We start from the raw sequence: 14,889 nt of genomic DNA, 5'->3' as shown, positions 1-14,889 counted from the left end.
TGCGTCAGGATTTGATTAAAATTTTAACCAAACACCTATTTAGGTGTTTATCCAGTATGAAAATATATCAGCAAACAGTAAATCTGCGAGAAAGAAAAAGAGGGTTTCATCTTATCACACAGGAGGTTATTAATGCATTACCTGGCTTACAAGAAATAAAAGCAGGTGTCTGCCATGTGTTTATTCAGCATACCTCGGCATCGCTGTGCATTAACGAAAATGCGGATCCTACAGTGCGCCAGGATTTTGAAATTTATTTCAACAAACGTGTCCCCGAAAATGACCCGGATTATATGCACGATGATGAAGGCCCTGATGACATGCCCGCCCATTTAAAAGCAGCAATATTAGGTAGTTCGGTTACGATTCCTATTACTAACGGCAAACTGGCCTTAGGTACATGGCAAGGAATATACTTCTGCGAACACCGTAATTATGGAGGTCAGCGAACAATAGTTATTACTGCCTGGGGTTAATAATTTATGCATTGGATTTCTTTAGTTTATGTCCCCACACCGCATAATAAAGAATGAACAGGTATATTGGTAATAAAATAAGATAAGAAGTTTGAGCTGAATAAATTCCGACAAAGTGACCATATAGTGGTGGGATTATAGCAGCTCCGGATATTCCCATAACCAACCTAGCCGCCGCTGCTTTGGTAAATTTTCCTAAGCCATTTAACGCCAGTGGCCATATTGCGGGCCACATAGGTGCATTTGCAAGCCCCAACAGCGCGATGCAAAAAACTGAGACATAACCATGGGTTATCAAGGCTAGTATACTAAAAATGAATCCTAATACAGCTGAAATGACAAGGGCTTTTTGTTGGGAGATATATTTAGGAATACAAACAATACCTATTCCGTAGCCAACCAACATCGAAATCATAGTAAAAGTTGCGAAGAATTTTGCTGTAGACAAAGGTATATTCTGTGCTGACCCATAACCGATAATGGAATCACCGGCTAATACTTCTGCTCCAACATATAAAAACAACGCAACCACACCTAATATTAAATGAGGAAATTGTAACAAGCTCGTTTTATTTGAATTAGCCAAAGCTGTTGACTCATCCTCATGTTCTGTATTAATTTCTGGTAAAGTTGATCTGTAAGTTAATATTGCCAATATAACTAGTGATACCATAATGCAGATGTACGGAGTGATCACTCTTGAGGCAAGTTCATTCAAATGTGGTACTTTTTCAACCGCACTCATCTTATTCAGTTGAGCTTTTAACTGATCAACATTTTTTAGTACGACCGTCCCCAGCACAATCGGAGCGATAGCGCCCGCTGATTTATTAAAAATCCCCATAATACTAATTCGTTTGGCGGCACTTTCTGGGGGACCCAGCACAACTACATATGGGTTAGACGCTGTTTGAAGTATAGCAAGCCCCATACCTTGCACAAATAACCCTGCCAAGAAAATACCGTAAGTACGAGTTAAAGCAGCTGGTATAAATAATAGCGCTCCTACCGCTATAATGATCAGCCCAATTGCCATTCCATTTTTGAAACCAAATTTCTTCAAAACCAATGTTGAAGGTAATGCCATAAGTGGATAGGCAATATAAAAAGCCGATGCCACCAGGTACGACTCGCCTACTGTTAATTCACAAGCGATCTTCAGATAAGGTATCAACACCGAATTAAGCCAGGTAATGAACCCAAACACAAAGAATAAAACACCAATAATGATGATAGGATTTATTCCTGCTTTCTTTTGAATTGGGGTAACGATGGTTGAAGTCTCTGGCATAATGTTGGATTTTCTGTCTATAATAGTCAATATCTTATAAACTAAAGAACTTTTTAAAGAAATTTAAAAACTATTATCAACGCAAACGTTTGATATTGCCTATCTCGAGGCAACAGCCAGCATATACCAGGCCGCATGTGGCAGCCATTGTTCGGCCCAGCGCCAGTCTGCATCTTTACCGGTTTGTGAATATGGAAGATTCAGATCAATATCGTCCTCATTCTCAAATCCCGAGGTAACCCCATTCACAATTCCACCCGGGGCATTAGTGTATTCAAAAGTGCCAAAGAAACCGTATTCCGGATTATTATGCCCTATCCCTTCCAGCATGCAGGAGTCAAATGGGTTTAAACCCAATATCCAATTCAATTGATCAAGTGAGAACCTTTCCAGCTTATCATGATAAGCTTTATCGTCGGTAAACAAACCAGCAGCCAATCTTGCTGCAGTTGCTTCTGACCCTAATCGTGCATTCTCGCCCTGCCACCATGGTGAAGCATCGCTGCCATGCGGAAAGAAGAAAGCACTTTTTCTATTTCCTAACGTATCCTGTGTCAATTGACGGCTATAGCCAAAAGGATTATTCACCTCAGATGTAATTGCAAATTCAAAATCCATTGATCTGCGGATAGCCGCTTTAATTTGCGATTGTGTGTTTGCCGAAGCATATGGATAATAATATACCAAACTAACCACAGGCAAACCTGCATCCGATGGATGAAAAAATGGCCGGTCTTTATCATCTGCGCGCCAGTAATCCTTATAGTTTTTCCATGTGGTTAATCTACCAATCAGCGACAAAGTACGTTTCTCTGCTGCGACTTTATATTTCTCATTCTTGGTAGCTTTATATAATTCGGTTGCAGCGGTAAGTGCGCAATAATCATCTAGTATATTTTCCTTTCCATCATTTGTCATGGATACATTGTTTTTATCCAGGAAATCAAATGCGTTTTCAGCAGCTTTCAGGTAATCCGCATTAGAATAATCTCCTGAAACAGTATAGGTTGACGCCATAGCCAAAGCTGCTATCGACATGCCGCCACCGGAGCGGAAACTGCATTGATAGCTACGCCAGTCTTGCTCTTCTGATTTGGTCTTGAACGAATCATCATTCTTGGAAACTTTAATACGATAGCTTTTCCCTTCCGGACCGATCGCTCTGTCCTGCGGCAATTTACCCGGGCCCGGTGCGCCAACAGAACGATAAAAAGCTCCGCCTTTTGCTTGCATTCGGCACAGGTAATCAGCGCCATACATTGCCTCATCCAATATTCTACGATTGAATTGCCTATAATCAGTACCAGGTTTCTTACTCAATAATTCGTAAGTTTTAAATAAGCTGTAAGCAGTTAATGATATCTGCTGCGGGTTGAAGTAAGACGAAAAAGAAAGATGTGATAAATGCTTTCCATAATCGCCCGTCGCATCATACCAGCCTCCATGAGCATCAATAGTGTCAGTTTTTCCTTGCAAATGCGAATGACGATCAGCTTTGTCCAGTAAACCAGAGCTGCGTTGCCCTTTGAAATAATAGATCACATCCGACAAGGTGGCCTGCTCCAGTACATTCTTCCCTATCACAAATGGATAAGATGAAACTGTACCCTGTGGAGTAACAGCCTGTAATTTGAAACTGCCATTGGTAGTTACAGAACTAAAATCCAATGTCCAAAACTGGAACTTTTTCCATTTATCGACCGGTCCACTGAAAATAGTTTTGCCATTATAGACTACCTTATTGGTTTTGGAGTCAAATAAAGTGAATGATGGAATATTCAGTTTGCTATCAGCAACAATGATCGCTTTCTTAGGCCCGTCAGCCTCATAACCAACATGATTGGTTACAATTTTGACAGATTGTGCAAATAGAAATACCGGCAGACAAAAAAGAAGAATGATAAGTTTGATTGTTTTCATAAATAAAGTTACAGGAATATAAAAGCCCTCGCAGGTTGGTTTCTGCAAGGGCTTAAATTAATAATTATTTTTCTCTGAACCGTTGATTACAATGATTTAATGATTTCGCAGATTTTAACCACTTAACACAATCAACTTAATCAACCACTCACCAACCTTAAACATTCCCCTTCTTCAATTCCTTCACCGCATAATCAACAGCACGTGCGGTTAATGCCATATAAGTTAATGAAGGGTTTTGGCAAGCGGTTGAAACCATACAAGCGCCATCGGTTACAAACACGTTTTTAGCATCCCATACCTGGTTCCATTCGTTCAATACAGAAGTTTTAGGGTCACGACCCATACGGGCCGTACCCATCTCGTGAATACCGCGACCTAAAACGCCTTCCATCGTATGCGTTTTTACATCCTTCACTCCTGCTGCTTCAAGCATTTCTTTGGAGTCGTTCAGCATATCGATGCGCATTTTTAATTCGTTGTCACGGATGATCGCATCGATAGACGGTATGTTCAGTCCCCATTTATCTTTCTTTGTTTTATCCAGGGTGACTTTATTCTCATGATATGGCAAGGTCTCGCCAAAGCCTCCGATGCTCATTGTCCAGTGCCCTGGTTCTGATAACGCATCTTTAAAATCGGCACCAATGCTTAACTCAGGACTGCTATGGCTCCAGCTTTCTCTTGATGCCCGGCCCTGGTAACCGAATCCACGGATGTAATCGCGTTTTTCGCCATTCAGGTTACGATAACGAGGTATGTAAATACCATTGGCACGACGACCGAAATAATATTTATCCTCATACCCTTCCACGTGGCCACTTGCCCCTACACCTAAGTGGTGATCCATCAGGTTATGACCCAGTTCGCCGCTGCTGCTACCCAAACCATCAGGCCAGATATCGGTTGCCGAATTCATTAAAATCCATGCTGAGTTGATCGTCGACGCATTAAGGAAAATGACCTTGGCGTAATACTCGTAAGTTTTGTTGGTTTCTGCATCCAGTACCTCTACCCCTTTGGCTTTCTTAGTATCCTTATCATAAAGGATTTTGGTAACGATAGACCATGGTCTAACAGTCAGATTACCAGTCTTCACTGCAGCAGGTAATGTAGATGATTGCGTACTAAAATAAGCGCCAAACGGACAACCCAACCAGCATTTATTACGGTATTGGCAGTTGGTTCTGCCTGGCAGCGGTTTAGTAATGTTAGCAGTACGACCGATCACCATATGACGCGCACCTTTGTAGAGGCTATTAAATCTTGCCGATACATCCTTCTCAACACAATTCATTTCCATTGGCGGCTGGAAGTTACCATCAGGCAGGATAGATAAACCATCTTTGTTGCCAGATATTCCTGCAAAACCTTCTACGTAACTATACCATGGCTCCAAATCTTTATAGCGAATTGGCCAATCCACAGCAATGCCATCTTTCAAATTAGCTTCAAAATCTACATCAGCCCAACGATAGCTTTGGCGTCCCCACATTAATGAACGGCCGCCGACGTGATATCCTCTAAACCAGTCAAAACGATGGACTTCAGTATAAGGGCTTTCCTTTTCATTTACCCAGTAATCCAGGTTAGTTTCATTAAGTGGATAGTCTCTTTTTAATACAGGATAATCGTGGATCATTTGCTGGGTACGGCCTCCGCGGTGCGGAAATTCCCAGGGAGCTTTAGTAGCATTTACATAATCCTTTACGTGCTCGATATTGCGACCACGTTCAAGCATAATGGTTTTTAAACCCTTTTCAGTTAGTTCTTTTGCGGCCCAGCCACCCGATATCCCCGAGCCGATCACAATCGCATCATATGTGTTTGTTGTCATTTTATTCAATAGGTTTTATTGGTTTGTTCGTCTAATGTAGGAAATAATTAATTAAAAATCATTCATAATGTGTCTTTATAACACAATGAATTTAACTTCTGGTGTTATTCAAGTTCACTGCAAACTGCCTACCGTAAACTGCAAACTATTAACTCAGTGCCTTCACAGCAAATTCGCGGCATTTGATCACTTCTTTCACCGCGTCAGAATCTTTCGGAATATCATATTCCAGCTCAATAGTTGCAGGGAACTTGTATTTGTTCTTCTTCATTAATTGCAGTGCTTCAGCAATTGGTGTATCACCTTGGCCCCATGGTTGGTTCGGCCCGTCGTGATATTTTCTATCTTTCAGGTGCAGACTCATGATCCTGGCATGATTTTTTTCAATAAAAGGTATCGGACTGCTACTGGTACCTGCGGTATAGTGACCGATATCCAGGTTGATTGCATTATATGCTGATTGGCTTAATGCTTTATCCCACAAAGTTGGTGTGGCTTGTAAATGCGCATGATAACCTACGTATAGTTTGTGTTTGGCGGCAATATCACCCAGGCGCTGAGTTTGTTTATCGTCAGCAGGTAATTCAACGGTAACATGTGTTACGCCCAAGGCCTTACCTGCATTAAAAGCGTAATCGATCTCTGCATCAGTGTTTTTAGCGCCTAAAGCATTTGGTTTCCATGCATATATCTTAACTCCTGCATCGTTGAATAATTTGCGAAGCTCTTTAAATTTATCCATTGAAACACTTGCACGCCAATCGGCCACACGTTTAAAATAAGTTGGGCCGTCTTCGCCGCTGTTACGTGTTGGTTTTCCAGCGAATGCTTCTGCTGCATCACCCATTAGTTCTATCGCATTGATATTGCATTGCAGGCAGTATTGCAGTAAGTCCTGGGCTGTGCTCGGCATGCTTCTGAATGAATAGGTGATCACGCCTATTTGCACGCCATTGATCAATGAATTAGGTTTTGCCTGGAACAATGATCCTGCAAAAACCGATTTAGAAGCTAGTGCCATACCGGCTGCGGCAAGTGCCGTACTGCCGATAAACCGGCGACGGGAAATATGCTGTTCTTCCATAAAGGTAAAATTGGTTGGTTTGTTATATTGGTGAACTAATTTACCAAGTTACTCTTTGATTCTATAAAAAAACTGAAGTAATTGTAACAATAGTGTTTCAGTTACACTTAGTTCACTTCTTACCCGTTGCCACCCATATCAATGAATTCATGATTAGTTTTTCCTGGTCGGGATTAGGGAAAGTGTGCGACAATTCTTTATTGGTATGATGCTCGTAATCAATATCATTATGACCAAAGTTGAAATAGACCATTTTATAGTTTTTATTAGTCCACACAATAGGATAATAACCACTGTGCCATATTTCACTCGGCTTTGGCCCGGTACCGAGTGGAAAGCTGCTGGAATCGACCGATAACAAGATTTTGATATCCGGATTTTTGCGCAGGTCCTTTTCCCAGCGGTACCATTCACTTGTTGATGCTTTAATGATATCGGGCAGCCCTTTTGTTGCCGGGTGATTGTGGTCTTCAACTCTCAAAAAGGCTGATACCGGTCGCCAGGTATTGCTTACATATTGTCCTGAACCCAGGAACTCATTATGATACCAATCCCAATCCGCATTGAAATCAGAAGGTGTTAAAGCAAATGCTGCAAAGTGGAACCCCAACCAGCCACCGCCGTTTTTCATATATTCTTCAAAGGCTTTGCGTTGAATTGGATCTTCTACTCTTGTGTCCAAAAACACAACCGCCTGGTATTTGGCCAGGAATTTAGCATTCATGTTTGACCAATCTTTGGTTGAGTCATAAGTGAAATTATATTTCTTCCCCATTTCAGAGAACCATTTGTGCGCTTCATGCATGAAGCTAATGTGTGCTTGATCATTTCGACCAGTATAAAAGGCGATCACATTAAAATGTTTTTTGTTGGTTTGGGCGATGCTATCTGAAATAGTTATACATAAAAACAAGCAGACAAGCAGTCTTAGTAAGGATTTAATGGTGAAGATCATAATTGAGGTTTTGCAGGTTAAATTAAGCAGATTATTTTAAAGTTACGCTGTAAAGCGATGTTTCTCCGGTGATATAGAGCGTTTTACCATCTTTCCCTCCAAATGTAAGCGAACCCGGCCTTTCAGGTACTTTTATGATGCCTGTTTGTTTACCTAACGGATCAAAAATATACACCTGCCCGTCTGCTATATAAACATTGCCGTTACCGTCTACTGTGCTTCCAAATTCACCCTTTTCAGTAAAATATTTCAGGTCTGATGCATAGCCTTCCGGGCTGATATTTACACTGACGGTCCGTTTATCATACTCATCCGAAACATACATTGGTTTACCAGGAAAACCTTCTGATAAACAGGTTGATCTTGCCAAATCGTATACAACAGGAATGGTCGTTACCCCGTCCGGCGCTACAAAACATTCAGTTGGCTTATTTATGGTAACGGTATTGAAATCATGATAATCGCGCCAGCGATGGCCCGGATATAATGCTTTATAAACTTGCTTCACAGAACCAATAGGCGCCTTAGGCAACAACCTAATGGTTTCATCCGGGTTATTTGGATCGACTGAATACACCCAGGTTGCAAAACCCGAATTACCCCAGCCGCTAAAGGATGTTCCCGATGCATCGGGCGGATTGGTAAATACCTCTGGTTTGCCATCTATCAAATAATCAGGTTTTGGAACATACTTAAAGACAACCAGCAGGTTATCATTCTTATCGCATGATAACGATAACGGTTCCCAATGATAATCGGCTAACAAACTCATACGCTTACTATCAGCCGACCATTTATATATCCGCCTCATTCTCGAATCGCAGAAATAAACATTGCCTTTGCTGTCGCTGCAAATGCCTTCGGCAAATTCAAATCCGGTAGCCAATTTTTGTATTTCTGTTGACTGATTGACAGACGACATCTCATCACTCTTGTTGATATAAAGGCGATTAAACTCCCATGGGCGAACAGTCATGTTCCTATTCACGTCATACAGCGGGTTATCAGTTGTATATTTAATCTGGCTGTAATTGTGTACATTCAAAAACTCAATATCTGATGATCCCCAATTTCGGATGGAATAAGGGTAAGGTTTTATCACCCGGATCACTCTGAACATATATAGGTTGGCGAAAACCATATCATGACAATTCTCCAGTTCCATAGGCTGGCATTCGGTACTTTCCCGACTCTCCTCCTCCAGTTGCATCGCATACACTTTGAAATTCGATACGTTATTGAAACGAACTTCATTGCGAACATGGTGCTCTATAGACATCGCATAAATTCTTCCCGGCGTACTGGTATTGGATACATAAGTTCCGGCTGAAGCATAAGTGTTTGCCGACCAGATATTTTCAAAAGTTCCGCCACCACCATCGGTTATCCATAAGCTCCAGTATTGTGTATCCCATGAGGGATCGTTGCCATTACCATTGCGATAGGCTTTTACATCAGACGAAGTTCCCGTCTTTTTACCAAGCCTCTCCATCCCACCATGGCCACCTATGAATTTCACATCATTCAGGTAAGAACCTTCGCCTGCCATCCATTTACAGGCAACGGCCCTCGGGTTATCTGCGCTGGTTGACAAGCCTATGCCCGTTACAATATTCTTCCCTCCTTTTGAGCTCTCCAATAAAGCTTTCGGTCCACCGAAGCTTCCAAAGCCTTCGGTGTTATTTGCTAATATAAATTGCGTTGCGATCGGGCTCAATCCTATCAAAACCGTGTTGGGCTTTAGTTTGATGGTTTGGCTTACACGATACCATCCTGTTGGAACATAAATTGTCGGGTATTTATCTATTGCATCCTGAATAGCTTTTGTATCATCAGTTACCCCATCCCCCATTGCGCCTAAGGTTTTCAGATTAACCCATGTATCTATATTAGGCAGATCAGGAATATCGCTTTTAAATACTGCAGGCATTTGCTTTAACGGCTCGATATTCTTTATGCTATTGATCACCGGATCAGCATGCAGGCTTTCCATTTGCAAACCATGCAGATAGTTTTTCACCAGGTAAATGCTGCCATTGCCTGTTACCTGGTCGCCGCTTTGCCGGTACTTGACGAATACCGGCACATTGCGACATACCACATTTCTCAGGCTGATTTGATTACCGGCATTATTTTCTTCGCTGACATTGATAGCGGCTCCATTTATGTCTTCAAAGCGGCAATCTTCCATAAACAGCTTTTCGATATAATTGGGTTCGATATCTATTACCGTTGGAACATTTTTTGCATGCATTCTAACCATTGTCAGTCCAGCTTCTCGTGTTCGGATCGCCGCTTTGCGTTGTCCTTCAAAGTAAGTATCAATGGTCATAAACTGCCAGCCGGGTGATGGCTTGGTGGTATAAATACCGTATTCACCACCAAAGAATCTTACATCGTGCATCTCATTACCTACATCAAACATCCCGGCTTTACCATTACCGATATTAATATCTACATGCGAAATAAAGCTATGCTGAGCATAATGCGTGCGCAAAGCAACCGCATACGGATTGCCATCTTCGATCTGTAAATTGATGTTCGACATAGCGCTATAAAATGTTCCTGCACCTGCATCGTTGATCTTTTTGCCTGGCTGAGGGATGCTGCTGGTAAACCAGAACATATATTTTGCCTTGCCTTTGTCGGTACTATCAGGTTTCTGGAATCCGGGTGAATTTTCGGCAAGAATAATCACCGGCCGTTTTTTTCCATAGCCGATCAGTCTAATTGCCTGCGGTATATAGATGGTTTTGCTGATCCGATAAGTTCCTTCCGGGATAAACAGGATTCCAAAATTATGGCTTGTTTTCAGATCATTAATAGCTTGTTGTAATGCATCGGAAACATCGGCTGAGCCGTTTGCTTTTACGGTATACTTATCAGGCGTAAAGTAAACGGCATCCGAGTCCTGTAGCCGTTTCTGATAAAAAGAAGTGCCGTTTTCCTTGTTGTCGAAGCCATGAAATTTGCTTTGACCCATGCTTAGCGTGCAGCACAGCACAAGCAGGGTAAATGTTAAAATACCTGTTTTCAATTTAGGTTTGATTTGGTGGTTTATACGGGATATCGGCCCTAATTTATAGATTGAACACGATACTATCCTAATGTCGGCTGATTGTTACAATTAATGATGGTTCAGCTTCAGCCTATACACTTCAGATCCGGCTAATAAAAATGCACCAACGCCATAAACTTCAGTGTCGTCATTGGTTACGGTTTCTGGCTTCTCACCTATCTGCTGTACATTGCCCAGCTTGCCGTCAGTATGAACAGACGATACTAATGCAGCCCAGGCTTTTTCAACCACACCATGATATTTATCATAAGGCAGCAAACCGTGATTAATGCCATAGGCCAGTGCGTAGCAATAAAAACCGGTTCCGCTGGTCTCTTTTACCGGGTAACTATCAGGATCGAGCAAAGCAGCATGCCACGTACCATCAGCATTTTGCAGTTTGGCTATTTTCTCGGCCATCTTTTTGTATAGATCAACAAAATGAGCTCTTGATGGATAATTTTCAGGCATATTAGACAACATTCTAACCAGCCCTCCCATCACCCAGCCATTTCCCCTTGACCAGAATACCTTTTGCCCGTTTTTTTCCTTTTGGGTAAAGAAACGACCGTCTCTGTAATAAAGGTTCTCATCCTTGTCGAATAGGTAATCGGTTGTTTTGAACCACATTTTTACAGCAAAATCAAGGTACTTTTGATCATGAGTAGCAGTAGACAAATAAGCAAAGGCAGGCGGGCCCATAAACAAGGCATCGCACCATGCCCATTCACGGTTGGCTATGTTGTTCTTCCACTCCAGCGATTCATCATGCGGTTTGGCGATAATGCTGTCAGCCTGAGCTTTAAAACGCGCGATCATTTCAGGTTTTTTAAAAATCTCATATAACTGTGTATAAGTTTGCGCTATGCAATAGTCATCGGCCATAGTACGCCTCGGGCCGGTGTTCCATTTCAGGCTATCTCCTATACTCCGCATGGCGTTCACATATTTTGGATTGTGCCCTACCTGGTTCAGTGCTATGTATCCTGTATAACAGGCGCCCATTGTCCAGTCCCATTTGTTATGACCGTGCCGGTGCTGCTGCCACTCGTTCAATTGCCAGTCAGCAACTTTATCCATGATCTTTAATATAGAATCAGATTCTGGTTTATTAGTAGCGTAGGTCTTCAATAATGCTGTTAAAACAAGAAATAAGAAGGTAAGGCGTTTTTTCATCGGTTTATATTTAAAATAAAAGTATAAATTAATGACCTAAATGCCTATCGAAAATCATGAAACCAATTATTTTACTTTCCGGGCCCGTCGGTGCAGGAAAAACTACAGTAGCCCGTGAGCTGGTGAAGGCAGCCTACGAACCCATCGTTCATATCGAGGGCGATGTGTTCTGGTCATTTATTGGTAAGAGTATTGGCAGTCCGAAGAAAAATTTTGGCGTGATCATGAGTGCTATGACAGCTGCCGCTATTCCTTTTGCATTGAGTGGTTATGAGATAATCCTTGATTTTTCTGTTCCACCCCGTTACCTTGACCGGCTTCTGAAAATTTTAAAACGAAGGGAAATACCGCTGGATTATGTAGTGATCCGTCCCGATAAATTTATTTGTACCAGGCGCGCGATCGAACGCTCTGAAGGACAAATTAAGGATTACAGCCACTATGAAAAGCTTTATGACGCTTTTGACGAAGTTCAAAAACACATCATTTATGATAACGAAAGCGATGCCGAAACCATTGCTGAACACATCCGTGAAGGTTTAGGCGAAGGAATATTTCATTTTTCTGGGTAAATAAAAAAATTCAAGAAGCTTTGTCCTGTTTTGCTTTTCGGGATCGTCATTCGCCTAAAAAACCAAAAATCAGAACCATGAAAGAATTTGTAATGATCATCAGATTAGAAGGCTTGCCTGAGGAAAATTTCTCTCCTGAAGAAATGCAGGCAGGAATGGCCGTTTGGGAAAAATGGGTGAGCGACATCATCGCCAGAGATATCCTGGTTAGCCGCGGCAACCGTTTGAGCAATGACGGCAGAACGATCAGAGGAGGTAAAATAATCACCAACGGTCCTTTTGTTGAAACTAAAGAAATTATCGGAGGGTATCTTATTATTCGGGCCAACTCAATTGATGAGGCTGCCCACATTGCCAAAAGCGCCCCGATAGTGGGTTCGGGAAGTATTGAAATACGCGGTTTATACACGCATGAATAAAAATTAAAAAATTTTTGTCCAATAATGGCCGGTGCGTTCGTCACTAGGTTATAAAACCAAAAAAATTAAAATCATGAACGAATTTGCATTAATCTTCAGAAACGATTTTCATCCTGAAACAGGGTACTCACCAGAGAAACTGCAGGATATTATGAAACAATGGCAGGTGTGGATGGGCGGTATGGCCGCTAAAGGGCAATTGGCCAACCCTGGCACCCGACTGGGTGGTGAGGGGAAAGCTATAAAACCGTCCAATGTGGTTACCAACGGCCCTTATGCCGAGATCAAGGAAATGATAACCGGGATCATTGTTGTAAATGCCGGTGATATAAATGAAGCGACAGAGATAGCAAAAGGCTGTCCTATCCTGAACGCCGGAGGAAGTGTCGAGGTGAGAAACATCGTTCCAATGGGAGCTAATTGAGTTTTATTTAAAATTTAAAACAGATGAAAGAATTTGCAATGATATACCGCTCTGAACCTATGGGCGAGATCAAACTGACAGCTGACGGAAATCTTGAAATATCAAAAGAATGGGAGAACTGGATGGGCGGCATCGCCGCACAAAATAAGCTGGTTTCTCCCGGCATGCGGTTAGGCAACGAAGGGCGTACCGTAAAACCAGGCAACATTATAACCAACGGCCCTTATGCCGAAGTTAAGGAAATCGTAGGTGGCCTGAGTATCTTTAGAGCTGAATCTATAGAAGAGGCTTTGGAAATGGCTAAAAGCTGCCCGATGCTGAACGTCCCTCACGGCAACGTTGAGATAAGAGACATTATCCAGATGAATGGTTAAAATGTGAATTTTAACAAGCTTCTGCCTAATATTGCATTGGGCAGAAGCCTTTCTATTTATGCAGGAGAAGGAACTAATACCATACCTATACCGGACAGAGTTCAGGAAAATTACTGCTGTGCTGTGCCGGTCATTGGGTATAGAACATATTTCTATTGCTGAAGACCTTGTAGGCGATACATTTCTGCTGGCAGCTGAAACCTGGGGTTTAAAAGGAATTCCGCAAAACCCGGCTGCATGGCTTTATACTGTCGCCAAGAATAAAGCAAAAGACCTGCTAAAGCGGAATGCACTCTTCTCTCAGAAAATATCTCCACAAATACAATATGCCACCGATGATAATCACGAAATAGAGATCGATCTTTCGGTACAAAATATACAGGATAGCCAGTTGCAGATGATGTTTGCTATTTGTTATCCTGGCATTCCTCCGGAGGCCCAAATTGGCTTATCGCTCCGTATCCTTTGTAGTTTTAGCATTGATGAAATTGCGGATGCTTTCCTGACCAACAAGGAAACCATTAATAAACGCCTGTATCGCGCAAAAGAAAAACTGAAGCAGGATAATGTAAAGATCGAACTCCCCTCAGAAAATGAGATCGATAAACGGATCGAAAATGTGCTGACCACTCTTTACTTATTGTTTAACGAAGGGTATTACTCGTCAAACAACAATGCAGTTTTAAGAAAAGACTTGTGCCTCGAAGCTATGCGGTTAACGCATATGTTGACTGAAAACGAAGCGACAAACAAACCTGCGGTAAACGCTTTGCTTGCTTTGATGTGTTTTCATGCTTCCCGATTTGAAGCGAGGGTTGACTCTAATGGCGAACTGATACTTTACGAAGACCAGGATACTTCGTTGTGGGATAATGAGTTAATTTTACAAGGAGAACGTTATCTGAATAGAGCGTCCACAGGTAACCACTTATCAAAGTATCATTGGGAAGCTGCAATAGCCTATTGGCATACCACAACAAATAATGAAAAGCAGAAGTGGGAAAAGATACTTAGTCTTTACAATCAATTACTAATGATGGAGTATTCCCCTATAGCCGCATTAAACAGGACCTATGCCTTATCAAAAGTTTATGGTAATGAAGAGGCCATTATCGAAGCCGAAAAACTCAACCTGGATAATAATCACTTATATCATTGTCTTTTGGGCGAACTTTATAGTGAGATAGATATTCAAAAAGCAATCGAGCATTTGCAGCATGCTCTAAAACTATCTCGTGTTGCAGCTGATAAAAAAGTGATAAAGAATAAGATCAACAAACTGGGTAAATTGAAAAATGTTTAA

The 14,889-nt window shown here is 41.8% G+C and carries 13 protein-coding genes; 6 read left to right on the top strand and 7 right to left on the bottom strand.

Annotation, left to right across the window (positions count from 1 at the left end):
* Nucleotides 1-56 precede the first annotated feature (56 nt).
* Nucleotides 57-476, top strand: a complete 420-nt coding sequence (locus tag VIM89_RS16315) for a secondary thiamine-phosphate synthase enzyme YjbQ (RefSeq protein WP_488157240.1) — start codon at nucleotides 57-59, stop codon at nucleotides 474-476.
* 4 nt (nucleotides 477-480) lie between these two features.
* Here the strand turns inward: VIM89_RS16315 and VIM89_RS16310 are convergent, their stop codons facing one another.
* The 7 genes from VIM89_RS16310 to VIM89_RS16280 all read right to left on the bottom strand — a co-directional run bounded on the left by VIM89_RS16310 (nucleotide 481) and on the right by VIM89_RS16280 (nucleotide 11,797).
* Entirely contained in the window at nucleotides 481-1,767 is a 1,287-nt protein-coding gene (locus VIM89_RS16310) for a sugar MFS transporter (protein ID WP_488157239.1), read from the bottom strand.
* A 99-nt stretch (nucleotides 1,768-1,866) separates the two neighbouring features.
* A complete protein-coding gene (locus VIM89_RS16305; RefSeq protein ID WP_488157238.1) occupies nucleotides 1,867-3,687 on the bottom strand; it encodes a glycoside hydrolase family 9 protein in 1,821 nt (606 codons plus the stop codon).
* Between the two features lie 157 nt (nucleotides 3,688-3,844).
* The gene (locus VIM89_RS16300) at nucleotides 3,845-5,524 is read right to left on the bottom strand and encodes a GMC oxidoreductase (protein WP_488157237.1); all 1,680 of its coding nucleotides are present in this window, start codon (nucleotides 5,522-5,524) and stop codon (nucleotides 3,845-3,847) included.
* 148 nt (nucleotides 5,525-5,672) lie between these two features.
* Nucleotides 5,673-6,608, bottom strand: coding sequence for a sugar phosphate isomerase/epimerase family protein (locus VIM89_RS16295; RefSeq protein WP_488157236.1), 936 nt, complete (start codon nucleotides 6,606-6,608; stop codon nucleotides 5,673-5,675).
* Nucleotides 6,609-6,720: 112 nt separating this feature from the next.
* The gene (locus VIM89_RS16290; protein WP_488157235.1) at nucleotides 6,721-7,563 is read right to left on the bottom strand and encodes a ThuA domain-containing protein; all 843 of its coding nucleotides are present in this window, start codon (nucleotides 7,561-7,563) and stop codon (nucleotides 6,721-6,723) included.
* Between the two features lie 31 nt (nucleotides 7,564-7,594).
* Complete coding sequence (locus VIM89_RS16285) at nucleotides 7,595-10,600, bottom strand: glycosyl hydrolase family 28-related protein (protein ID WP_488157234.1); 3,006 nt, start codon at nucleotides 10,598-10,600, stop codon at nucleotides 7,595-7,597.
* 90 nt (nucleotides 10,601-10,690) lie between these two features.
* Nucleotides 10,691-11,797: a glycoside hydrolase family 88/105 protein gene (locus VIM89_RS16280; RefSeq protein ID WP_488157233.1), complete on the bottom strand. Its 1,107-nt coding sequence runs from the start codon at nucleotides 11,795-11,797 to the stop codon at nucleotides 10,691-10,693.
* 56 nt (nucleotides 11,798-11,853) lie between these two features.
* Between VIM89_RS16280 and VIM89_RS16275 the strand changes: the two genes are divergently transcribed.
* From VIM89_RS16275 to VIM89_RS16255, 5 genes are all read left to right on the top strand, one after another.
* Nucleotides 11,854-12,369: a P-loop nucleotide/nucleoside kinase family protein gene (locus VIM89_RS16275; RefSeq protein WP_488157232.1), complete on the top strand. Its 516-nt coding sequence runs from the start codon at nucleotides 11,854-11,856 to the stop codon at nucleotides 12,367-12,369.
* Between the two features lie 77 nt (nucleotides 12,370-12,446).
* On the top strand, nucleotides 12,447-12,788 hold the full coding sequence (locus tag VIM89_RS16270) for a YciI family protein (protein ID WP_488157231.1): 342 nt from the start codon (nucleotides 12,447-12,449) through the stop codon (nucleotides 12,786-12,788).
* Between the two features lie 73 nt (nucleotides 12,789-12,861).
* Nucleotides 12,862-13,212 carry a YciI family protein gene (locus tag VIM89_RS16265; protein WP_488157230.1) on the top strand — a complete coding sequence of 117 codons (351 nt, stop codon included), beginning with the start codon at nucleotides 12,862-12,864 and terminating at the stop codon, nucleotides 13,210-13,212.
* A 23-nt stretch (nucleotides 13,213-13,235) separates the two neighbouring features.
* Nucleotides 13,236-13,586 carry a YciI family protein gene (locus VIM89_RS16260; protein WP_488157229.1) on the top strand — a complete coding sequence of 117 codons (351 nt, stop codon included), beginning with the start codon at nucleotides 13,236-13,238 and terminating at the stop codon, nucleotides 13,584-13,586.
* Nucleotides 13,587-13,644: 58 nt separating this feature from the next.
* On the top strand, nucleotides 13,645-14,889 hold the full coding sequence (locus VIM89_RS16255) for an RNA polymerase sigma factor (protein ID WP_488157228.1): 1,245 nt from the start codon (nucleotides 13,645-13,647) through the stop codon (nucleotides 14,887-14,889).

Source organism: Mucilaginibacter sp., assembly GCF_036568825.1.
GTDB lineage: Bacteria > Bacteroidota > Bacteroidia > Sphingobacteriales > Sphingobacteriaceae > Mucilaginibacter.
This window is presented reverse-complemented; position numbering and strand designations above follow the sequence as displayed.

Bases quoted from the DNA above. Each gene is read 5' to 3' on its own strand.
- VIM89_RS16275 (WP_488157232.1), top strand. From the start codon at position 11,854: ATGAAACCAATTATTTTACTTTCCGGGCCCGTCGGTGCAGGAAAAACT.
- VIM89_RS16280 (WP_488157233.1), bottom strand. From the start codon at position 11,797: ATGAAAAAACGCCTTACCTTCTTATTTCTTGTTTTAACAGCATTATTG.
- VIM89_RS16270 (WP_488157231.1), top strand. From the start codon at position 12,447: ATGAAAGAATTTGTAATGATCATCAGATTAGAAGGCTTGCCTGAGGAA.
- VIM89_RS16305 (WP_488157238.1), bottom strand. From the start codon at position 3,687: ATGAAAACAATCAAACTTATCATTCTTCTTTTTTGTCTGCCGGTATTT.
- VIM89_RS16260 (WP_488157229.1), top strand. From the start codon at position 13,236: ATGAAAGAATTTGCAATGATATACCGCTCTGAACCTATGGGCGAGATC.
- VIM89_RS16295 (WP_488157236.1), bottom strand. From the start codon at position 6,608: ATGGAAGAACAGCATATTTCCCGTCGCCGGTTTATCGGCAGTACGGCA.
- VIM89_RS16255 (WP_488157228.1), top strand. From the start codon at position 13,645: ATGCAGGAGAAGGAACTAATACCATACCTATACCGGACAGAGTTCAGG.
- VIM89_RS16290 (WP_488157235.1), bottom strand. From the start codon at position 7,563: ATGATCTTCACCATTAAATCCTTACTAAGACTGCTTGTCTGCTTGTTT.
- VIM89_RS16265 (WP_488157230.1), top strand. From the start codon at position 12,862: ATGAACGAATTTGCATTAATCTTCAGAAACGATTTTCATCCTGAAACA.
- VIM89_RS16310 (WP_488157239.1), bottom strand. From the start codon at position 1,767: ATGCCAGAGACTTCAACCATCGTTACCCCAATTCAAAAGAAAGCAGGA.
- VIM89_RS16315 (WP_488157240.1), top strand. From the start codon at position 57: ATGAAAATATATCAGCAAACAGTAAATCTGCGAGAAAGAAAAAGAGGG.
- VIM89_RS16300 (WP_488157237.1), bottom strand. From the start codon at position 5,524: ATGACAACAAACACATATGATGCGATTGTGATCGGCTCGGGGATATCG.